The organism is Thalassobacillus pellis (genome assembly GCF_016908295.1).
GTDB lineage: Bacteria > Bacillota > Bacilli > Bacillales > Halobacillaceae > Thalassobacillus > Thalassobacillus pellis.
This window is the reverse complement of the sequence record NZ_JAFBDO010000008.1, coordinates 126,056-147,726: the sequence shown is the minus strand read 5'-3', so window position 1 is coordinate 147,726 and position 21,671 is coordinate 126,056. Positions and strand designations below refer to the sequence as shown.

Genomic DNA, 21,671 nt, shown 5'->3' with positions numbered 1-21,671 from the left:
TCCCTCAGAGACGATGAGGTAGATAGGTCCGAGGTGGAAGCGTGGTGACACGTGGAGCTGACGGATACTAATCGATCGAGGACTTCCCTATACAACAAAGACGCATGTCGCGTGAATGTCTGCCGCTTATCTAGTTTTGAAGGTTTACAAAAAAATCAAAAAACCTCTTGAAATTTTTTGGAAAGGTGCATATAATATACCTTGTCCTTAAAATTTGAGAAAAGGTTTGGTGGCGATAGCGGAGAGGTCACACCTGTTCCCATGCCGAACACAGCAGTTAAGCTCTCCAGCGCCGATGGTAGTCGGGTTTATCCCCGTGAGAGTAGGAAGCCGCCAAGCCTGAAATACTCATTTAAATTATTCCACCGTAGCTCAGTGGTAGAGCAATCGGCTGTTAACCGATTGGTCGTAGGTTCGAATCCTACCGGTGGAGCCATGGAGAGCTGTCCGAGTTGGCCGAAGGAGCACGATTGGAATTCGTGTAGACCGTTACCACGGTCTCGAGGGTTCGAATCCCTCGCTCTCCGCCATGATTATTGGCCCGTTGGTCAAGTGGTTAAGACACCGCCCTTTCACGGCGGTAACACGGGTTCGAATCCCGTACGGGTCACCACTTAATTTTAAAATTGAATGGAGGATTAGCTCAGCTGGGAGAGCACTTGCCTTACAAGCAAGGGGTCGCAGGTTCGAACCCTGCATCCTCCACCATTTTTCAGACGAACAGTCTTTACTAATATCGTAAGCGTTCATTCGAACGTATTTACATTATCGCGGGGTGGAGCAGTCTGGTAGCTCGTCGGGCTCATAACCCGAAGGTCGCAGGTTCAAATCCTGCCCCCGCAACCAAATTACTTCAATTAAAGCATAATCCTAGTTAGTCGAATAAAGTTGATTTAATAGATTTTAAAATGGTCCGGTAGTTCAGTTGGTTAGAATGCCTGCCTGTCACGCAGGAGGTCGCGGGTTCGAGTCCCGTCCGGACCGCCACTTTTCAAACTTCATACATAATATGATTAGCATACTTAAGCGGGCTTGGTAGCTCAGTCGGTAGAGCAACGGACTGAAAATCCGTGTGTCGGCGGTTCGATTCCGTCCCAAGCCACCATTTACAATCCTGTTTACACTTTTGATCTGCCGGTCTAGCTCAATTGGTAGAGCAACTGACTTGTAATCAGTAGGTTGGGGGTTCAAGTCCTCTGGCCGGCACCATTATAAGTTTTCTAACTTCATTGAGCATACTTCTCAGCTAGAAAACGATTGTAGCACTTTAGTGCACCGGTGACTGAACCAATGCATACTTCTTATTGAATAATATGGAGGGATAGCGAAGTTGGCCAAACGCGGCGGACTGTAAATCCGCTCCCATCGGGTTCGTAGGTTCGAGTCCTACTCCCTCCACCATTTTTTCCTTGAATAATTTATCAGTAAAATAATATATATAGGGGTATAGTTCAAAGGTAGAACAGCGGTCTCCAAAACCGCCGATGTGGGTTCGATTCCTACTACCCCTGCCATTTATTATTATGGCGGCCGTGGCGAAGGGGTTAACGCACCGGATTGTGGCTCCGGCACTCATGGGTTCGATTCCCATCGGTCGCCCCATAATTTTTCCGTGTTGGGCCATAGCCAAGCGGTAAGGCAGCGGATTTTGATTCCGTCATGCGCTGGTTCGAATCCAGCTGGCCCAGCCATGATTTTGCGAGAGTAGTTCAGTGGTAGAACACCACCTTGCCAAGGTGGGGGTCGCGGGTTCGAATCCCGTCTCTCGCTCCAATTGTTATTTTTCGTCTGGTATCACAAGGCGGCATAGCCAAGTGGTAAGGCAGAGGTCTGCAAAACCTTTATCACCGGTTCAAATCCGGTTGCCGCCTCCATCTATACACATGCCGGTGTGGCGGAATTGGCAGACGCGCACGACTCAAAATCGTGTTCCTTCGGGAGTGCCGGTTCGACCCCGGCCACCGGTACTAAAAGAAAAGCCCTTAATGGGCGAGATATCAACGTTCTCTACTTCGGTAGGGAGCGTTTTTTCTATGCGTAAACATCTGAATTACCACGCAATAGTCGTATACGTTAAATCGTGTGTGATCCCCTTCAACGGTTACGTTTCGTAGGAGGCGTTAATAATGGCAAGACGGCAAAACTATTTATCCTCGCAACAGGTTGATCTTATTAACGGTAATATTCAGCCGATTCCTTTCGAAAACTTATTCGATATTTTTCTTGATGATTGCGATTTACGTAATTTAAGACCAGACACTCAACGTTATTATCGTAATGAGCTTCAAGCTTTTAAAAAAGTTCTGACAGAGCAAAATATTGATCCCACTCCAAACAATATAACCAAGTCGATAATACAAAAAAACTTTATACAATACTCCATAAAACAAGGTTTAAAGACTTCTTCAATTAATACAAGACTTCGTGCAATCAGGGCATTCTTTAACTATCTGTATAAGTACGAGCATATTGAGTTGAATCCTGTAAGTGAGTTGCAGCTGCTTTCTAATAGAAGAGAAGTTGTAGAGACATTTTCAAAAACACAGATAAATCATTTACTTAAGCAGGTGAATTTTAAAACATTCACTGGCGTCAGGGATTATACAATCATGTTACTCCTTTTGGAGACTGGCATAAGAGCTAATGAATGTGTGAATCTCAACGTTGATGATATTCGTTGGGAGGACTCAATGATAGTAATACGTCATACAAAAAATCATCGTCAAAGGTTAGTACCCTTTACTGCAAAAATGAGAAAGTCACTTGATCGTTGGTTGGCTCTTAGGGGTGTGGTGGAAACAAGAAGGATATTTATAACAGTTGATGACACTCCACTATCAAGAAGACAGTTATACACAAGACTTCGTCAGTATGGAGAACTAGCTAAGATAAATAATGTACGTGTAAGTGCACATACTTTTCGTCATACATTTGCTAAATATTGCGTCGAACAGGGGGCAAGTATATTCGACCTCCAAAAGCTATTAGGCCATTCTTCGATGGAAATGGTGCGGACTTATGTAAATATGTTTAGCACTGAAGTTCGTGACAATCATCGTAGTTTTTCGCCTTTACGCTTTATTGATTAAACAAAAAAAAGGACGCAACCGAACCAAAGTTCGATATACGCCCTCAATGCCTATGAGACCAGTCTATCGAAAAAATGTTATAGGGACAAGTGTGTGTAATATACTCTTGCAAAAAACATATGTTCATTATTGCGTCCTCAAGAGTTGGAGGACATAACATTGACAATATATTTAGCTGAATATAGCTCGTTTAGTAGTGTTCAAGAGCTGAATTATCACGTTAAACACCATACCAATTTACATAAGTATGATATGAATGAGACCCAAAGAAAACTTTTGCAGTTTCTTTCGCAATACTCGGTGAAGTTTCTAGGTGCTAGCCATCTTAAAACCGATACAATAGCGAATGGTCTCCGAAAATCCAAGCGAACAATAGAGCGATCTATTAACGTTCTTGAACGTTTAGGAGTAATAGAACGAATAAACACGGTAAGGTCTAGATCTGGAGGTAAGGGTGCGAACATTTATCGCATATTACCTCATAATGACGTATCGAAAGTGTCGCATTGCTCTAACAACGAAATCCTAACGCAGACAAGCGATGTGACCCACGAAAAGCAGAAAGAAACCGCCAATCCTATTAAGCGTAATAATACAATACAAGATACGAATATACCTGTTGAAAGTTTAAGAGGGACAATGCCAACAGTAATTTTCAATACCTTGTCTGCGTTTTTCAATGTAAACGAACTATATCGCATTTATGGAATCTTACTGCGTGCTAAGGCGAATGTAAATCGTCATATACGTATAGAGAATAATTCACAATTATTCATAGATGCTTTCTTAAGAGTTATTCGTAAATATAAGGCGGGAGGAGTACGAAATTTGTCGGGGTATTTATATGTAGCATGGCAAAAAGCAACGAGGAAAGCTATTTGGCTTTCAATTGCCGAAATGTACTAGAAAATAATCCGAAAGTATATAATGATTCTTATTTTTTATATTTAGTTTATATACTTCCCTATAAAGAATGCTACTGATGTTATATGTAATCAACAAGTGAAGAGTGGTAAAATTGACTTATTAATATAAGTGTTTCACGGAGGTTAATACCATATGACATCAATAAGTATTTCTGAATACCCTGCATCACGGAGCTGGGATACTAAGGTTTTCGCAATGCCAAATATACCTAGAGGGGATGTAGGTTACCAAGAATCTTTAAAGTATATCCTGACTGCTTTAAAAAATAATACTCCTCTTAATACTTTAGCGAAAATATCAGGTAGTAAGCGTAAAGTCTCCTTAGAGGATTTATATATAAGGTTACGCCCCTCAGGCTTCTTAATAAAGGAACCCTCAGGGTGGATAATCTCTAAAGAGGCTGAGAAATGGCTGGAAACACAGGATGACTTATATTTGGCGGCTTTTTTGAACGGGAACATAAAGTTTTTCGCTGAGATTCTTGCTCTTATTAAAGATGAGCCAAAAAAAATAAGAGATATTTTACAAGTTGCGACTAATGAGTATAGGTTGAATTGGAAAAGTAAAAATGAAGTTCTTAGTAGACTTAAGTGGTTAAAGGATCTAAATTTAATTAATTATGAGGACTTTTCAGGTAACTATTTTCTTACTGATCTAGGTGAAGGCTTTATTTCAACAGTGAGTTATCATAAACCTGAGGATCTTGAAACTTTTACTGATCCTACAATAAATGAAACAGAGGTGCCTATCTCACCATGGGCGTGGGATATGTGTAAAGAGATAGAGAAGGATGCGGGTAAAAGAAAAACAGGGATAGGTTATTTCCCAGGTAGCTTTCAAACGGTCCATAATACAATTTTGGATTATTTACTTATGATGAATAATCCTACTGATATATCTACGGTAATTGAATACTCATCTTCTACATTTGGTATATCTGAATCTTCAACTAGGGCATTTATTTCGAGTCTGGTAAATTTGGATTTTGTTGAGAGAAAGACGAAAACTTTATTCCAAACAAGTGACCTAGGAAGAAAGTTTCCTTCTGATAATTTTGAATTAGACTTTGCCTGTTGTATAAATCATAAATTCAACTTTACCTTTGAGATCCTAGAAGAACTAAAAAAAGAAGACTTAAGTGTAAAACAGTTAGCTGTAATTGGTAAGGTTTCTCACGGTTTCCCTAGTGAGAAATCTTCAGAGGTTAATAAAAGGCTTCATATTCTAAAAAACGCAAAACTTATTCAGGAAACTGGTGTGAATTTATATTGTTTAACTAAAAGAGGGGAAAACTTTTATGAGAACCTTAAACCATATATTGTTTCAACTGAAGATAGAAGTATACAACAACAAAGCACAGAAAATGAAATTAAAAATCCTACTGGAATAGAAGCACTTTTAAATGAAATTCGTATGTCTTCTAGAGATTCTTCCAATCCCGATCGTTTTGAAGAAGCATTAAAAAATGCATTTACCTTGTTAGGTTTTAAGGCAGAGTGGCTAGGTGGTTCTGGCAAGACTGATATTCTTCTTCAAGCACCAACTTCACCTAAATTTGCTTATATAGTTGCAGTAGATGCAAAAACCACTTATAGTGGTGCGATTTCTGAAAGCCATATAAATTTTGATACACTAGTCGATCACAGAAAGAAGCACAATGCCGATTTTTCATTAGTCGTAGGACGTGAATTTCAAGGAGAAAGATTAATAAACAGGGCAACTAAGCACAATGTAGCACTTTTAAACATTGAAGAGTTAGAATCCCTAATTAAAATGCACCTCGAAGTACCTTTAAAATCTGACTCATATAAAAAGATATTTAACCAAAAAGGCATTGTTGATACAAAAGTTTTAGAAGATAACAGGAGTAAGGTTGTTAGGGACGGAGATCTACTTAGAGCCCTCATGAGATGTCTATCAGAGGAGAGTGAAGACCCACTTACTGAAGGCATCATGCAGCCTAGGGAGATTTACTTGCTATTAAAAAATCATTTGCACTTTACTTCTTCTCCAACCTTAGAAGAAATAGAACAAATGTTAGACTTTCTTTCTTCTCCTTTGATTGGTTGTATTGGTTCTACTAAAGAGGGGTATTATGCTATAGGCTCATTAACTGATGCAGAACAAACATTTGGTTTTTATTTAAAAGCCTGTAGAGATTGAAATAATAACAACTATTCTAAATTATGTAATCTCCTATAAATGTAGGTTACTTATATACTATGGTGAAAAGAGGAAGACGGTGAGATCCCGTCTCCTCATAAAATAGGAGGTGATAATTACTCCTCACTATACTTTTTAAAGTAGCTTTCCGCATTATTAATATAATGGTTTGCCAACGGACTAATTTCCTTGAACGCCCGCTTTTCTAATCCGGAGAACATTGGTGTGTGTGATAGTTGATTTATAAATTCGATAGCCTCTCTGGCTTCATTCGTACCGTCCGGGAGTGCAGCTTCGTTTACTTCCTGATATATCTGGCTGAGTGTTAAACGCAATGATTTACCATCACTGGAATTACCGTGTTCTAGTAAATGCTTAGATATTTCCATTACGTCTGACTTTACTTCGTACGCCAATGCAGGTTCATCAGCTGTATCGACTATCTCTTGTAAAGCTTTAGTAGCTGTATCTACGCTAGTAGCAAATAGTGCCTTGCCTTTTAACTCGTCGACATTTTGAACGAAAAGTTCTCGCTTTTGTTTATCGACTGAAGGGAGTTTTTCCGTTAAGATTCTTTCAGCTTCATTCCTCGCATTAGTTAAGACTTCTTTTTCTTGATTTTGAAGTTTTAGAGCTAATTTTAGTACCTTCTTTTCATAGAATGTTTGTAGCTCATTTATTTTCTTCGTTTTCCCGGTGTGGCTTAAGTCTCTATCATAGCTTATTACTGATCTCTTATCTTGAAATTCCTCGAGTAACTCTCGACTTAGTTTGGCTGTTTCACCTCGGATAGTTTGTACTTTATTTACTGATTGCTTAAGCTTGTCTATTTTCATAATTGAACTCTCCTTTATTAAAATTTTAAGTTGCTAACTTACCGGTAATAGGTATAGCTGCCTTATAACGTTGCTCTAGATCTTTGTCTTGAGGGAGTACTGATGTTTCCATGTTGCCCCTATAGGAAGCTCTGTTTCGTATTTGCAAAGACCTCCTTTAATAACACACTCTCCATCTACATAAGACGCACAGTTGTTTACTGCTAGGTCAGCAGCTTCTTCTTTAAGCTTTTCACTCATATTGCGTATTTCTTGTGAATAGGCCTTACGACAGTTGTTAGGTATTGATCCTAAATTACATGCTTTATTTCTCATGCTTACCTCCTTACAGGTTATATACGGAATCTCTATATGAAAAAAACCGTTTAATTTAAATAATCTATTTTAGTAGGGAGGGAGTTTAGAAAGGCCTGAGACTGAACGAAAGGAAAGGAGGTCATTCACATCCTTTCATAATTAAATATTTTGTAACTCCCTCTCACCTAAGTAAGCACTCTACTGGTTAAAAACAGTACATAATTTAAGAAAAAATAAAAAAAGAGAACGCTAATAAGCGAACTCTAAAAAAGAGATTATCGTGTTAAGAAGTGACATATCCCCCCCTCTACTATAATAGAGGACTGTAGGAATTGAATTTGTATTAGATACTAAATTTCATAAGCTGCCCATTTTTTGAGTAACTTACGCATCCTACTCGAAGGTAAAAACAATGAGATCGGTTCATTATTTCTTATTCGTGACCTCCATACCCATTGGATTAGATCTGAAACTGCTAGAAGTTCTTGATTAATTCTTACTCCGTTGTCTTGGAAGAATGCTTGTTCTAAAGGGTTTAAATAACGGTTATATAAAAACGCTAAAGCATGGCGATCTTGGTATTCGTTAGTTGCACGAAGGTTGCATGATGCAAAAGATTTCGCATATCCACGTCCTTTAACCTTGTCTTTAACATCTTTAATAGTTGTCCATAGAATTTCGTGGCTTTTAGCATTGCGTTGATTTCTTAAGTAGTTATACAGATCTTTCTTAATACGTTCTCGCTTGATCGTATTTGTATTTCGAAGCCATGTAGCACTAAACGCATTTGGCCGTTTACCTACCTCATTCAACGGTCCCTCGTAAAGGTCGATTAGCTTCATTAATTCCGTTCTATTTTCGTCTTTGCTGTCGTGGCCTTTCAGTTGATAGCTACCGTCGTTTTTGGTGACGGACTTATATCGGTAACTAATTCCGTGAAGGTCGTAATAATAACGTTGAATCTGAGCGTCAAAAAGGTAGGTAAGAACAAATACATCATCGAAGGCTTCGAATATCTTCGCAGGCAACGCCCATAAGAAAAACTTTTCTCGATGTACCAAGAGGTTCCCAGCTTTGGCTAATCGTTTAATGTCGCTAAAACGGCCATCGTTGTACTCTTCGTTAATCCATTTCACAGAGTTCCCCTCAGTAACGATGTTTTCTCCTTTATTCAGGGTTTTTATATCTGATTGCGAAAGAGGTGCCTTTTCTATAACGTTCATAACCTCGTCTAAAATCAGCGTATAACCCGCATCGATTAGTAACTCTAATAATTCGTCATCAGCCGTTTGAAAAAGAGAGTGTGTCGCACAAATATCGTGACCAGATACGACTAATTCCTTTAAGCTTCGAAGTTTTCGACCTTCGTAATTAGCGTTATTAGGCGTGTGGAATGTACGATTATTGACCGTTTTTCTTACACGTTCCACTTCGTTCAGGTACGGGGTAATATAAATGAATCGCATATCCTCGTTACTTTCATTGATGTATTGTAACGCCCACGACGTTTTCCCCGATCCCATTATCGAATCTACTACTGTGATTTCCGTTTCTTGTTCTCGCATACTCCTCGACTCCTTTCGTTGTTGGGCTTGCTGCCCTTGCAACGTAGTAAGCACGAGTAGAGTGAAAAACGGTACATAAACGGGTGAATTTCTTTAGAGAGATCGCTACTGAACTTAAATATTTAGCACTTTTAATGTGCTAGTACATCGCATTGAAGACCGTCATAGAGCCTTTTTTAACGAAATTCCTTAGAGAGAAATGATATAGAATTAAAAATAGACTACGAACGACAGTGAAGTACTAGAGCGTAAAGCGATAGTAAATATTCGATAAAATAACCGTATTTCAACCGGCTGTTTAAGGGTGTGAAAATATTAATAATTTCCAGTTTTGTGATATCATTCATAATACAAGAATTGTCATATTGTTTGCGAAAAGGAGACAAAATTAGATGAATTGGTTTACTGTGCCAATCGGTAATGAGTATAAGAAAATAGAGAAGTCAATTTCCAATATGGTGCGAATTGAAGATATAGAGCACCTTTTAGATGGTGACGAAATTAATAGGTTATCACAACACGGGTACAGTGAGAGAGTGAATATCTGGGGGACCGCTAACAGAGACACCAAACGAAACGAATGGAAATGGATGAAAATGAAGCCTGGTGACAAAGTGCTGCTCTTCGCAGATAATACATACACGTTCATCGGCACAGTATTATTTAAGACTAGGAACAGAGATTTAGGCAAAGCCATATGGACTGAAGAAAGTGGAGTTTTTGAGTTTATTTACTTCCTTGGGGACGTTGAAAGAATAAGTATGAGTTGTGATGATTTCAACCCAGTTATCGGATACACCTCGGCTCCTCGTAGCTTTAATATGATATCTAAAAGAAGGATAACCAATGCTGAGAGCCAATACGGATCTGTAGAAGCAGCTATTCGCTCGATAACTGGAAAGGAAGTTTCTGAAGAGGCGTATAGCCAGATTATTTCTGAAGAGGTCGAAGATGATGTGAAATATCAAAGGGAAATCGAAAAAGCTACTCCTAACCCGCCGTCTGAAGACGTCCCTAAGGAATTACATGAGGTTTCCACTTATCACTCAAGGACAGGCAACTATTCAAGAGATGCAGGGGAAGCGTTAAGAGCCTTGATTGACGGAGGTTTTCAGTGCGAAGTTGATCCATTGCATGAAACATTCCTGAATAAAACAACAATGACTCATTTTGTTGAGGCCCATCACTTAGTTCCTCTATCTCAACAGAAAAACTATTCTTATTCCGTGGATGTTAAAGCGAATATAATTGCTTTGTGTCCGAACTGCCATCGTAAAATACACCACGCTAGGTTGGTTGAAAAGAGGGAGATGATAGAAGATTTATATAAAGAAAGAAAAGCCCGTTTGAAAAATGCAGGTATTATGACTTCAATAGAAGAGCTATTAACATACTATTAATTTCCTGTATTATGGTCCATTAACAAATATTAAAGGTGGGATGGAAACATGAGTGAAAAAAACGTAAAGGTGTTTATTTCCTACAGTTGGACTAGTCCAGAATTGGTTGACTGGGTTAGGGATGAATTAGCTACTAAACTATTAAGTGATGGAGTAGAAGTTGTTTTAGACCAATGGGAATTAAAAGAAGGGCATGACACTTTTCAGTTTATGGAAAGTATGGTGACGGATGCGAGTGTCAACAACGTGTTAGTTCTTTGTGATAAAGCGTACCAAACCAAGGCAGACGGTAGAACAGGGGGAGTGGGGACGGAGACTCAAATTCTTACACCGAAAATTTACGGAGAAGCAAGACAAGAGAAATTTCTTCCAGTAATAATCGAAAGAGATGAAGTGGGTAATCATTTCGTTCCAACCTATATCGAAGGGAGAAAGTACATAGATTTTTCATCCGAACAATTGTACATAGAGAATTATGAAGACTTACTTAGGACCATTTATAAAAGACCACAATATAGAAAGCCGAGTAAAGGCACTGCTCCCGCTTTTCTATTTGAGGATCAAGAGACGAATGACTACAAACTAAAGTTTTTGGCGAAACAAATAATTGCTGATTTAGAAAGAGATAAGCCCAGAGCTGCTGAGGGAAAGCTAAATGAGTTTAAAGAAAAATTCATAAATACATTCGATGAATTCAAAGAGTTCTCTACAAAGAGTAATGAAAAAATGTCTAGAGAAGTCGAAGGTAAAATAGATGATATGTTGTTGGTGAGAGATGCTTTTATTGAACTATTGGAAAGCACATTAAACTACGGAATAGTTACAATTGATTATCTGATAGAATTCTTTGAAGACATGCATAATAAACAAATAAGCATAAAAACTGGTTCTGATCGTTATGCTGAATTTCAATTTGACCACTATAAATTTTTCATAAGAGAACTATTTCTTTATACAACAGCAATTTTAATTAAGAAAGAACAGTTTCATCTTCTTCATGGACTAATATATGGGCGTTACTTTTTATATAGAGATTCGACTAGAAATAAGAAGATCGGATCTGGTTTTGAGATTTTCCGTTGTCACTTAACATCTTTAGAAGAAATAATTAACCCTAAACTAAGTCGGGGCTATATAAATTACATGGCAGAAAAAATTGTTAAACGGGCTACACATAAAAGGTATTCAAAAGTAGACTTATCGAATGCAGACGTACTATTGTATTACCTTTCTGACATGCGGGAGGATGATGCTTCTCCATACCAATGGTTCCCTAATCTCTACGTCTATGGTGTATATAGTGTTATAGAGGTTTTAAAAAAACTAGAATCTAAGCGACATTTTTGGAGTGATTTAAATAGAAAATATCGTTGTCTGAACGCTTCAAAATGCCATAAGAGAGCCATAGATACACATGTATTATGATACCTGCAATTATTACCGCAATCCAGGAATTATAGCCCATCCCTTGTACCAGGTATTTTTGAAAGCCTAAAACCCCTACACCAATTTGAAGGGATTGAATGATAAAGAAGACAAAAAAGGGCGATACTTTGGAACTTTCCGGAATGCTATAAGTACCTTTCATTTTTTAGTCTCCTTTATTCATAAATATCCTTCCGTTTTTTCTTTTTCTGTTCAGGAAAACGAATAGGTTGCTGCGTCCGCAAATAGATAGGACGTCTGTTCCGTTTATTTAACGTTAAACGTAAGACAGCGTCCCGAAAGTCACCTGGTCTGAATGGATAAATGGGTTCAAGATAAGGACGCCCTAACGATGTTAATTGGATCAAATGGGATAAAATATATAGAATACTTAGCACAACCCCCAGTAATCCGAATAAGCCTGAAAAGAGCAGTATGGGAAAACGAATAAGCCGAATCGTATTACCGATATTGTAGATAGGGGTCGTAAAGGACCCAAGGGCACTTAAGGCTACAATGATTAAAAGAATATTGCTCGTTAGCCCGGCCTGTACGGCTGCTGTTCCAATAACGATACCACCTACGATACCGATAGTTTGCCCGATTTTGGTCGGAAGTCGGGCTCCAGCTTCGCGTAAGAGCTCAATGGTTAATTCTAATATTAAAGCTTCGATAATCGGTGGAAAGGGGACATTTCTTCTTGAGGTAATCAATGTTCCAATCAAGTCCTGGGGCAGCACCTCATGATGGTAGGTCAAAACCGCCACATAAACGGGAGTAGCGATGATGGACAAGGTAACTGCAATGATTCTTATCAGCCTAAACATCGAAGCCAATATCCAATGGATATAATAATCTTCAAAAGCAGAAAAAAACTCGATTAAACTGGTAGGTCCTAACAATACATGAGGTGAGCGATCCATAACGATAGCTATTTTCCCTTCAGCTAATCCCGCACATGTACGATCCGGGCGTTCCGTGTCAATTAGCTGCGGAAATGGAGAAAAACTGTGGTCGCTGATTAATTCCTCTATGTTGGAAATATCATTTAATGTGTCTACTTCGATACTTGACAGTTTATGTTCGACTAAGGCTACATTTTGTTGGTTGGTCAACCCTTCTATATATAACAAGCCAACTTTAGTTTTTGAAAGGGAGCCAATTTTAAATTGTTTTAATTTTAATCTAGGATCGGGTAATCTACTTCGAATCAAATTTAAGTTCATTTCATACGATTCAATGAAGGACTCTTTCGGCCCGATTACACTAAATTCGACTTCCGGTGGCGCTATTTGTCTTGTAGAGTGTAATTCTGCACGTATAAGTAAACCCGTACCTAAATTATTTTCAAATTGAATATAAATAAACCCTCGAAATATCTTATCTATTATGAACGAGACATCTGAGGTTTCCATAACCACTTCGACTGGTATGGAATTTTTGATTTCATCTATATTTGTAGTGTTGCTGTAATATATATAGGGGAGTATGTCACGATGGAGAATAGTGACATCAACCAAACTCTTATGATAATTGACAAAAAAACCGCCTGAGGTTCCGTTGTTTTTATAATGGATAAAATCAGAAGAATCCATTAGGGATTCCAACCCGGGTAGAATATTGCTGGTTTTGCTGTTGCTTCTTCCTTTTCTTTTCATATTCTTATCAACCTCTAAACCATAATTACCTCTTATTCTTCCTTGCGATACTTCTGTTTATACACTCTATAAAAGGCTTCGGAAGAGCAATTATCCTTATATTAAACCAAACCTTGATAAATCAACCTGCTTAAAAAGGCTGACAATGTTGAGAGTGTAAATTAGTTAAATTTGGAACGGAAGGCCCAACCTACTGGTATGGGAACGTATTTATCCCGCTTCGATGTACTTTCATCGTCGCGGTTTTTTAATGGATTTCATTCCTTGTCACAGACATTTGGTGTTAAGATAAAGGTTAGAAGTTATGTCAGATGGAAGTGATGTTATGGTTTTTGTGTTGATTATTTCAGCTGTCATAGGATTAGTGACAGCTTTTCTCGGAAGCATTGCCGGGCTGGGAGGAGGGGTCATCCTCGTTCCATCTTTACTTTTCCTGTATCAGATATCAGATGCTTTCAGCTGGGCGACCCCTCAAAAAATCGTGGGTATCTCACTTGTAGTCATGATATTTACCGGGTTATCCTCAGCTATTTCTTATATGAAAAGCAGGAGAGTGGACTTTAAAAGTGGCGGTATTTTTTTACTGGGAAGTATACCTGGGAGTATTGTAGGTTCCTATCTTGTTCAATTTTTGGGTACAGAGCGTTTCTCCATTCTTTTTGGCATACTAATGTTACTGGTATCTATGATGTTTTTTATCCCCAGGAAAAAAAGGGCTGCCAACAATATGGCTGCAAAAGGTTTTCATAGAAGTATGGAAATAGATGGTCACACTTATAATTACTCTTACTCGGTAGTCATTGGATGTCTGCTTGCTTTCAGTGTGGGAATGATGTCTGGATTGTTCGGTATTGGGGGCGGATCCTTGATGGTTCCTGCAATGATCCTGTTATTTGGATTCCCTGCCCATATTGCAACAGCGACCTCTATGTTTATGATATTTTTTATGAGTATATCCAGTTCTATTACGCATATATATCTTGGACATGTCGATTGGCTCTATACACTTGCTTTCATTCCCGGGGCCTATATTGGCGGTACGCTTGGCGCTAGGGTCAATAGGCATTTAAAAGGGAAATATGTGGAATGGGTACTGCGTGGGTTATTATTTTTAATAGCATTTAGATTGATTTGGCAAGGGTTAGGATAAGGAGTTTTGAAGATGAAAGAAAAAATATTCTTTTACTATACAAATGACCTTCACAGTCACTTTGAAAACTGGCCGCAAATAGTGGGATATTTCAAGCAGGAAAAGACAAAAAGGGAAAAGAATGGCCAGAGCTATTGGGTAGTAGATAATGGGGATCATGTAGACAGATTCCATCCACTGACGGAGGGGCTGATGGGCAAAGGTAATGTTCAATTGCTGAATGAAGCAGGTTACCACTTTGCTAACCTGGGAAATAATGAAGGCATTACACTTTCCCGGGAGGGGCTTTTTGAGCTTTATGATGAAGCTGCTTTTGATGTGTTATGTGCAAATTTAGCCTTTGAAAAAGAACCTCAGCCCTCCTGGCTTCAGTCTTCAAAAGTTGTCAAAACCGTTCACGGTGTAAAAATTGGTCTTATAGGGTTGACAGCTCCTTTCCAGGCGTTCTATAGTCTGCTTGGCTGGGAAGTTGAATCACCCTTTGACACCCTTGAACGTGAATTACCAAAATTGAAAAACAAAACTGATGTCATAGTTTTGCTTTCTCATTTAGGAATTAATGATGATGAGGAAATAGCCCGCCGTTTTAAGGGAATTGATGTAATCATTGGAGGGCACACCCATCACCTGTTCCGTCATGGGGAGTATATCAACAATACTCTTCTTACAGCGGCAGGGAAATACGGGACACATTTAGGCGAGGTGTTCTTAGAGTGGGACCATACAGAAAATCGGTTAACAAAAAAAGAAGCTTACGCTATCCCTACAGAGAATATGGCAAAGGATCTGGACACCGCACAATCTATTAAGGGAATCGATTATGAAGCACAAAAGTATTTGCAGGAGAAAATTACTTATCTGGAGCATGAGCAACAGATTGGATGGTTTCAGGAGTCCCAACTAATGAAAGAACTGGTGCAAACCTTACAGGATTGGACAAATGCGGAAATAGCAATGCTCAATGCTGGAGTATTGCTCGACAGCCTGAAAGAAGGAGAGGTTTGCTATGCCGATGTACACCGGATCTGCCCTCATCCCATGAATCCTTGTAAAGTTGAATTGACCGGTGATGAACTCCTCGAAGTCATTCGTGCTTCTTATACAAAAGAATTTACAGAAATTAAGCTCAAGGGTTTCGGTTTCCGCGGAGAAGTCATCGGACGAATGGTTTATACTGGTCTGGATATAGTTACAACAGTGGACCAGTCAGGAACGGAACGTGTGAAATCAGTTTTATATCAAGGAAACCCACTGGAGGCAGATAAAACTTACCAAGTGGCAACCGCCGACACATTCACATTTGGCAGGCTACTCCCAGAGATAGCTTATTCAAAAAAGAAGAAATACTATATGCCGGAACTACTCAGAGATTTACTTGTGGAAACGTTAAAAAGAACCTGAGCTGTATGCACGCCCCTGTCTCTGCATTCATAAATTAATGTAAAAAGGATGTGGAGACCATTATAACTGTTAATCCAATATTTATTGAAGAACACCCTTTTACCGCGATAACGGTCGCGCTCCCAAAAACAAACCTGCTGATTGTTACAAATGAGGCAGGCTATATCATGTGCGGCGCTCTTGATGTTGATCTGCTTAGTGAGAAGTTAGCTGACCGAAAAGTTATCGCAGGGCGGGCAGTTGGCGTCAAAACCATTGATCAGTTGCTTACAGCGCCATTAGAAAAAGTGACGGATGCCAGTAAAGAAAAAGGATGGTATCCGGGCATTATTGGCCGGGAAGCCATGTTAAAGCTGATTGATGTATCCTGAGCCCGCTTTATAGAATCATTGGGACGAAATAAATAGCATGAATTGAGCGAAAGAAAGCAGTGGAAAGCTTTGACTTATTAAGCTCATTTTTAAAATACACTGGAAACACTCATCATCTAATAAAGTCGCTGGCTTGTCAGCGGCTTTTCTTCAGTTACAGAGTAGCTTATACTAATTTATCCCCCGAGTACATAAGATGTAGCGAGGGGGTATTTATATGAGGAAAAATTCCAATAACGGCGCGCCTCCATCTATGGGCAAAATCTTCGTAGTAACGTTCATCTTTTTTATTTTCTCAACATTTTTAAGTTTATGGATCATCAATAAAGGCATCACCCCTACATTAATTGAAATTGCAGAAAGTAAAACGCAGCAAATTGGACGTGATGCTATCCTGGAAGCCGTTAGCAAACGTATTGCTGACGATTTAAACTTTGAAGACCTCGTCCAGATGGAAAAAGATGATAATGGTAACATAGTTTCTATGGGCTGGAATTCCACCGTGGTCAACCGAGTACTCAGGAATACTACTTATCGGGTTCAGAACTATTTAAAGCAGATGGAGCGCGGGGAAGCTCCTGATCCGGCTACTCCCCTTGATGTTCCTTTAGAAGGGGAGATGGATGAAAGCATGAAGGAGAAAAAGGAATCTCCCTTATTAATTGAGATTCCGATTGGGCAAGCGACAAACAACGTAATTTTAGCCAACCTTGGACCTAAAGTTCCCGTCCAGTTTCAAGTAATAGGTTATGTACAATCCAATGTGGAAAGTAAAATTACTGAGTATGGAATAAATGCAGCATTTTTTGAACTTATGATACATATAGAAGTTGACGTAAGGATTGTTATTCCATTTTCAACGCGCACTACAGTAGTTACAGCAGATATTCCTGTAGCACAGCAGACGATTTTAGGTGAGGTTCCAGATTTTTATGGCGCTGGCGGCAATGAGAAATCACCATCGTTTTCCTTGCCAATGGACGGATTCCATGTCGACCCCTTGCCATGATATAATAATACTGATAGAATACTTATGGAAATTTTAATACTGCGTAACCTTATCAGATCGGTGAGGTAGAGGTGCAAGCAGCATGATTAATCAACTGGAGGATGACAACAATGAAGGTTGGTGGAAGGGTTGTTTGCCGAAGCAAAAAGTGGTGTCTGGCCGCTGATTGCTGGTGCATATCCGAATAGGAAATGTACTGTCATGCATAAAATAGCTGTGCATGATGCGCTACTGATCGAAATGGAGGATAATCAAGTTTGCTATAAAGGGCAATGATGGATTATTTTTCTTTCATTGCTCTTTTTTTATTCTTCTGTTTCAGGGTGGGTAGTGCAAGAGACGACTTGCAGAAACACATAGGAGGGGAAACACCTTGGAAGGAACTATTTATTCGTTAATCCCGGCAATTTTAATGCTTATTCTTGTTGTCTTAACTCGTAAGGTTTTATTGTCTTTAGGTGCTGGAATCATAGTAGGGGCGCTGATGCTCTATGATTTCCATATAATTGATGCCATAGGTGCAATATGGACTTTGTTCTATCAGATTTTTATCAGTGATCCATCCCAGCTTCTTTCTACAGCAGGATGGAACATGGGAAGTCTTTATCTATTAGCTTTTCTCATTTTATTAGGAATTGCTACTGCTTTTATGACAGCTTCTGGAGGCAGCCAGGCTTTTGGAGAATGGGCGATTAATCGTATCAAAACCAGAAAAGGGGCTCAGGCCACTCCTGCAGTTCTTGGAATCATTATCTTTATTGATGACTACTTCAATGCACTGGCTGTAGGGCAGGTGGCACGGCCTTTGACGGACCGTTATAAAGTATCACGTGCGAAGCTTGCGTATTTCATTGATTCCACTTCTGCACCAGTTACTGTCATTTCACCGATTTCAAGCTGGGGTGCTTATATTATCGGTACAATCGGCAGTATCCTGGCAGCTAATGAAATCACCAATTATCAGCCGTTAGAAGCATTCATTAAGATGATTCCAGCTAATCTATATGCTTTCGCAGCTATACTGCTCGTTTTCCTGGTAGCATTCTTAAAATTAGATATTGGCCCTATGCGGAAGCATGAGAAGCGAGCTCTCGAAACCGGGGAGCTGGTCGATCCATCAAAAGGAGATATTCCGGGGGATCTGAATGATGAATTTAAGGCACACGACAATGGCCGAATGTATCACCTTCTTTTCCCATTGCTAACGTTAATCATTGCTACTGTCGGTGCTATGATAATTACAGGCATCCGGAATGGCGGTTCCATGAATATTTTAACGATATTTGAAAATACCAATGTCAACATTTCCTTGTTTATAGGCGGACTTTTAAGCGTCCTTGTTGCACTGGCCCTGTATGTGATGCAGCCAGGTCCGAAGTCCAAAATAGGAAATGTGTTTTGGGAAGGTACAAAATCGATGCTTCCTGCTATCTATATATTGATTTTTGCATGGATGATCGGTGGGGTCATTGACCAGTTAGGTACAGGAGAATACCTTGCATCTGTTGTAGAAAATGCATCGATAAGCGCAAGTTTTCTCCCATTGCTGTTATTCCTTGTTGCTGGATTTATGGCATTAGCTACAGGCACTTCATGGGGAACTTTTGGTATCATGCTCCCAATTGCAGGGGAAATTGCAGCTGTAACTGACCCATCCATCATTCTTCCTGCATTGTCCGCTGTTTTAGCGGGTGCTGTATTCGGAGACCATTGTTCACCAATATCAGATACGACTATCTTATCTTCCACCGGTGCTGGTTCTAACCATATTGACCACGTATTGACCCAGCTGCCTTATGCTTTCATTGCTGCTGGAGCAGCTTTAGGGGGATACGCTGTTCTTGGCTTTACCAGTCAAATTTGGCTGCCTCTGTTAGTAAGTATAGTGCTGACACTTGGTATAGGTCTTTTTATCCATCTTTTTAACCCGGCTTATAAATTGAATAAAGAGTAACACGATAAAGGGTGCATGGCTCAACCATGCACCCTTTACTGTTTTTATTTACTTTTATTAGAAAGTTTTGGTCTCTGCAGATTTTCCTTTACATCCGTCTTTAGTCTAGTTATAATACAAGCAGGCAAATATTCTGAAAAAAGTAAATTTTTTTAACATTCTCTCTTGCAAAATCATATAGACAAGTAAGAGGGAAATAAAAAAAGGAGGGTCTACAAATGGAAAATCGTGCACAATGGGGGACGAGAGCCGGATTTGTAATGGCTGCCGTTGGTTCAGCTATCGGTCTCGGTAATATATGGCGTTTCCCTGCAGTAGCTTATGAAAATGGCGGGGGAGCATTTTTCATTCCATATCTTTTCGCTTTATTGACGGCAGGGATACCGCTATTGGTAATGGAGTTCACCATGGGTCACAAATATCGTGGGTCAGCACCGCTTACCTGGTTCCGCATAAACAATAAAAAAACGGAATGGATTGGATGGTGGGCAGTGTTAGTAGCTTTTGTAATTTCTACGTATTACTCCGTGGTTATTGCCTGGGCAATGTCTTACAGTGTATTTGCTTTCAATTTAAGTTGGGGAGATGACACAGAAAGCTTCCTGTTTAGCGATTATTTGAACTTATCCGTTGATCCTGGCCAAACGGGAAGCCTGGTACCTGGTGTATTCATTCCTCTTTTGATTGTATGGTTAGTCACTTTAGGGATTTTGTTTAAAGGTGTAAAAAAAGGAATCGAGGTTGCAAACAAAATCTTCATACCAACCCTTGTGATCCTTTTCCTAGTGATTGTACTTAGGGCGGTTACACTGCCTGGTGCTGCGGAAGGTTTGCAGGCTTTCTTCGAACCGAACTTTGAAGTGATTACTTCTGGTAGTGTTTGGGTGGCTGCATACGGCCAGATTTTCTTCAGTCTTTCTATTGCATTTGCCATTATGATTACTTATTCGAGTTATCTGCCAAAGAAGTCAGATATTACGAATAACGCTTTTATAACCGGTTTTAGTAACTCAGGATTTGAGCTATTGGCAGGTATTGGTGTATTTGCAGCCCTTGGCTTCATGGCTTCCCAGCAGGGAGTAGGAGTAGAAGAGGTTGTCAGTGGAGGCGTAGGACTTGCATTCGTTGTCTTCCCGCAAATCATTAATGAGTTTCCGGCATTGAATGGACTTTTTGGAGTTCTATTCTTTGTATCACTTGTATTGGCTGGTTTGTCATCGCTTATCTCTATTTCAGAAACCTATGTAGCAGCATTAAGGGAAAAATTAGGACTGTCAAGAAATGTTGCAGTTGGGGTCGGCGGTGGGGCTGCCGCTGTGATCTCTTTACTATTTGCAACTCAAGGCGGACTGTATTTCCTGGATGCTGCCGATTACTTTATCAACCAATTCGGTGTTGCTTTCCTTGGTCTTGTCGAAGTAGTCACGATTGCCTGGTTTGTCCGTAAACTTAACGACTTTCAAAGTCATGCAAACGAAATTTCCGATATTCACCTCGGCGGATGGTGGAAAATCTGCTTAAGCATTATTACTCCATTAGTTCTCGGGTATATGATGTTTGACCTGTTCCGTCAAAATATTCTTAAACAATTTGATACAGAAACAGGTAACTATGAAGGTTACTCGGATACGTTTATCCTTTTCGGTGGATGGGCAGTAGCAGCATTCGCACTGGTTCTCGGGATAGTCATCGCGATGAAACGCTGGCATACCACCACACTGGATGAGAAGCATAAGGAGGTAGGCTGATATGACTGGTAGCGCTATCTTAATGATGATTATCGGTATGGTCGTTATATGGGGAGGTTGGATCTTAAGCATTTTAAATGCAGTCAAAAAAGCTAAACAAGAATAAGCTGTTTAAGAATTACAGCTTTAATTTGGAAAACCTGGGGAGAATGTAAGTTCTTCACGGGTTTTTCTTTATAAAAATGAATTAAGCAATGTTTCCACCTGGTGTTGGAATGAGAGGTGATATTCTTTCGGCTTAGTGACATACATTTATTTTAAGAATTGGTAAAAAAAGGTAGGATTAGACAAAACTGAATAGAGCATTAGAAAAACTCGCATTCACTTGTCCTTTAGATAATGCGTTTAGTTTTTCTTATACTTGGTACTTTGAAATTTTCACTACGTCGAAAAAATTCTTTGCAAAATTTTATACTTTCTAAATGTATAAAATAATCCGAACGATTTCATATAATCTGTTCGGATTATTTGTTACCTGCAATACCATCGCTTCGTCCAAACACTTCGCTTTCCGCGGATACGGCCTCAAGCCTACTTGGTCAAGAAGATCGCTTGACAAAGTAGATCTTCGGCTCGTGCTGTTCCCGGAGGGAGTCTCCATATTCAGCCTACGTTAATGCTCTGCGTCTATAAAATTCAATGTTAATGTCCGTTTCTGATACCATTGTTTTACTTATG

At 39.5% G+C, this 21,671-nt stretch carries 17 protein-coding genes, 15 tRNA genes, 2 rRNA genes and 1 riboswitch; of the genes, 29 read left to right on the top strand and 5 right to left on the bottom strand.

Going from position 1 to position 21,671, the window contains the following annotated elements; genetic code table 11:
• The 20 genes from JOC33_RS18840 to JOC33_RS18745 all read left to right on the top strand — a co-directional run.
• Nucleotides 1-91 (top strand): 23S ribosomal RNA (locus JOC33_RS18840); the annotation flags it as partial.
• A 134-nt stretch (nucleotides 92-225) separates the two neighbouring features.
• Nucleotides 226-339, top strand: a 5S ribosomal RNA gene (gene rrf / locus JOC33_RS18835).
• Between the two features lie 22 nt (nucleotides 340-361).
• A tRNA-Asn gene (locus JOC33_RS18830) sits at nucleotides 362-436 on the top strand.
• Between the two features lies 1 nt (nucleotide 437).
• A tRNA-Ser gene (locus JOC33_RS18825) sits at nucleotides 438-530 on the top strand.
• A gap of 8 nt (nucleotides 531-538) precedes the next feature.
• Nucleotides 539-613, top strand: a tRNA-Glu gene (locus JOC33_RS18820).
• 19 nt (nucleotides 614-632) lie between these two features.
• Nucleotides 633-708: transfer RNA gene (locus tag JOC33_RS18815), tRNA-Val, on the top strand.
• 61 nt (nucleotides 709-769) lie between these two features.
• Nucleotides 770-846 (top strand) — tRNA-Met (locus JOC33_RS18810).
• A gap of 64 nt (nucleotides 847-910) precedes the next feature.
• Nucleotides 911-987: transfer RNA gene (locus JOC33_RS18805), tRNA-Asp, on the top strand.
• Nucleotides 988-1,029: 42 nt separating this feature from the next.
• A tRNA-Phe gene (locus tag JOC33_RS18800) sits at nucleotides 1,030-1,105 on the top strand.
• Nucleotides 1,106-1,133: 28 nt separating this feature from the next.
• Nucleotides 1,134-1,209 (top strand) — tRNA-Thr (locus tag JOC33_RS18795).
• 106 nt (nucleotides 1,210-1,315) lie between these two features.
• A tRNA-Tyr gene (locus JOC33_RS18790) sits at nucleotides 1,316-1,401 on the top strand.
• A gap of 39 nt (nucleotides 1,402-1,440) precedes the next feature.
• A tRNA-Trp gene (locus tag JOC33_RS18785) sits at nucleotides 1,441-1,514 on the top strand.
• 12 nt (nucleotides 1,515-1,526) lie between these two features.
• Nucleotides 1,527-1,602: transfer RNA gene (locus tag JOC33_RS18780), tRNA-His, on the top strand.
• Between the two features lie 14 nt (nucleotides 1,603-1,616).
• Nucleotides 1,617-1,691, top strand: a tRNA-Gln gene (locus JOC33_RS18775).
• 7 nt (nucleotides 1,692-1,698) lie between these two features.
• A tRNA-Gly gene (locus JOC33_RS18770) sits at nucleotides 1,699-1,773 on the top strand.
• 27 nt (nucleotides 1,774-1,800) lie between these two features.
• Nucleotides 1,801-1,874 (top strand) — tRNA-Cys (locus JOC33_RS18765).
• An 11-nt stretch (nucleotides 1,875-1,885) separates the two neighbouring features.
• A tRNA-Leu gene (locus tag JOC33_RS18760) sits at nucleotides 1,886-1,967 on the top strand.
• Between the two features lie 159 nt (nucleotides 1,968-2,126).
• A complete protein-coding gene (locus tag JOC33_RS18755) occupies nucleotides 2,127-3,089 on the top strand; it encodes a tyrosine-type recombinase/integrase (RefSeq protein WP_205094103.1) in 963 nt (320 codons plus the stop codon).
• Between the two features lie 159 nt (nucleotides 3,090-3,248).
• Complete coding sequence (locus JOC33_RS18750; protein ID WP_205094102.1) at nucleotides 3,249-3,995, top strand: helix-turn-helix domain-containing protein; 747 nt, start codon at nucleotides 3,249-3,251, stop codon at nucleotides 3,993-3,995.
• 153 nt (nucleotides 3,996-4,148) lie between these two features.
• Complete coding sequence (locus JOC33_RS18745) at nucleotides 4,149-6,179, top strand: hypothetical protein (protein WP_205094100.1); 2,031 nt, start codon at nucleotides 4,149-4,151, stop codon at nucleotides 6,177-6,179.
• 116 nt (nucleotides 6,180-6,295) lie between these two features.
• Here JOC33_RS18745 and JOC33_RS18740 read toward each other — a convergent pair whose 3' ends face one another.
• The 3 genes from JOC33_RS18740 to JOC33_RS18730 all read right to left on the bottom strand — a co-directional run bounded on the left by JOC33_RS18740 (nucleotide 6,296) and on the right by JOC33_RS18730 (nucleotide 8,877).
• Nucleotides 6,296-7,015, bottom strand: coding sequence for a hypothetical protein (locus tag JOC33_RS18740; RefSeq protein ID WP_205094098.1), 720 nt, complete (start codon nucleotides 7,013-7,015; stop codon nucleotides 6,296-6,298).
• A 75-nt stretch (nucleotides 7,016-7,090) separates the two neighbouring features.
• Nucleotides 7,091-7,330, bottom strand: a complete 240-nt coding sequence (locus JOC33_RS18735; RefSeq protein WP_205094097.1) for a hypothetical protein — start codon at nucleotides 7,328-7,330, stop codon at nucleotides 7,091-7,093.
• Between the two features lie 332 nt (nucleotides 7,331-7,662).
• On the bottom strand, nucleotides 7,663-8,877 hold the full coding sequence (locus tag JOC33_RS18730) for a hypothetical protein (RefSeq protein ID WP_205094095.1): 1,215 nt from the start codon (nucleotides 8,875-8,877) through the stop codon (nucleotides 7,663-7,665).
• Between the two features lie 392 nt (nucleotides 8,878-9,269).
• Between JOC33_RS18730 and JOC33_RS18725 the strand changes: the two genes are divergently transcribed.
• The gene (locus JOC33_RS18725) at nucleotides 9,270-10,277 is read left to right on the top strand and encodes an HNH endonuclease (RefSeq protein WP_205094093.1); all 1,008 of its coding nucleotides are present in this window, start codon (nucleotides 9,270-9,272) and stop codon (nucleotides 10,275-10,277) included.
• Nucleotides 10,278-10,325: 48 nt separating this feature from the next.
• A complete protein-coding gene (locus JOC33_RS18720; protein WP_205094087.1) occupies nucleotides 10,326-11,702 on the top strand; it encodes a toll/interleukin-1 receptor domain-containing protein in 1,377 nt (458 codons plus the stop codon).
• Here the strand turns inward: JOC33_RS18720 and JOC33_RS20755 are convergent.
• Nucleotides 11,608-11,865: a GerAB/ArcD/ProY family transporter gene (locus tag JOC33_RS20755; RefSeq protein WP_205094085.1), complete on the bottom strand. Its 258-nt coding sequence runs from the start codon at nucleotides 11,863-11,865 to the stop codon at nucleotides 11,608-11,610. The genes JOC33_RS18720 and JOC33_RS20755 overlap by 95 nt on opposite strands.
• A 13-nt stretch (nucleotides 11,866-11,878) precedes the next feature.
• Nucleotides 11,879-13,360 (bottom strand): spore germination protein, encoded by a 1,482-nt coding sequence (locus JOC33_RS18710; protein ID WP_205094083.1) that lies wholly within the window; start codon nucleotides 13,358-13,360, stop codon nucleotides 11,879-11,881.
• 304 nt (nucleotides 13,361-13,664) lie between these two features.
• Between JOC33_RS18710 and JOC33_RS18705 the strand changes: the two genes are divergently transcribed.
• From JOC33_RS18705 to JOC33_RS18670, 7 genes are all read left to right on the top strand, one after another.
• The gene (locus JOC33_RS18705) at nucleotides 13,665-14,510 is read left to right on the top strand and encodes a sulfite exporter TauE/SafE family protein (protein ID WP_239534307.1); all 846 of its coding nucleotides are present in this window, start codon (nucleotides 13,665-13,667) and stop codon (nucleotides 14,508-14,510) included.
• 12 nt (nucleotides 14,511-14,522) lie between these two features.
• A complete protein-coding gene (locus JOC33_RS18700; RefSeq protein ID WP_205094081.1) occupies nucleotides 14,523-15,911 on the top strand; it encodes a bifunctional metallophosphatase/5'-nucleotidase in 1,389 nt (462 codons plus the stop codon).
• Between the two features lie 59 nt (nucleotides 15,912-15,970).
• Nucleotides 15,971-16,282: a DUF1805 domain-containing protein gene (locus JOC33_RS18695; RefSeq protein WP_205094125.1), complete on the top strand. Its 312-nt coding sequence runs from the start codon at nucleotides 15,971-15,973 to the stop codon at nucleotides 16,280-16,282.
• A 217-nt stretch (nucleotides 16,283-16,499) separates the two neighbouring features.
• The gene (gene yunB, locus JOC33_RS18690) at nucleotides 16,500-17,291 is read left to right on the top strand and encodes a sporulation protein YunB (RefSeq protein ID WP_205094080.1); all 792 of its coding nucleotides are present in this window, start codon (nucleotides 16,500-16,502) and stop codon (nucleotides 17,289-17,291) included.
• Between the two features lie 58 nt (nucleotides 17,292-17,349).
• Nucleotides 17,350-17,530, top strand: a riboswitch (Lysine riboswitch).
• 134 nt (nucleotides 17,531-17,664) lie between these two features.
• A complete protein-coding gene (locus JOC33_RS18680) occupies nucleotides 17,665-19,245 on the top strand; it encodes a Na+/H+ antiporter NhaC family protein (protein ID WP_205094068.1) in 1,581 nt (526 codons plus the stop codon).
• A gap of 218 nt (nucleotides 19,246-19,463) precedes the next feature.
• On the top strand, nucleotides 19,464-20,993 hold the full coding sequence (locus tag JOC33_RS18675; protein ID WP_205094067.1) for a sodium-dependent transporter: 1,530 nt from the start codon (nucleotides 19,464-19,466) through the stop codon (nucleotides 20,991-20,993).
• Nucleotide 20,994: 1 nt separating this feature from the next.
• On the top strand, nucleotides 20,995-21,099 hold the full coding sequence (locus JOC33_RS18670; protein WP_205094066.1) for a methionine/alanine import family NSS transporter small subunit: 105 nt from the start codon (nucleotides 20,995-20,997) through the stop codon (nucleotides 21,097-21,099).
• Nucleotides 21,100-21,671 lie beyond the last annotated feature (572 nt).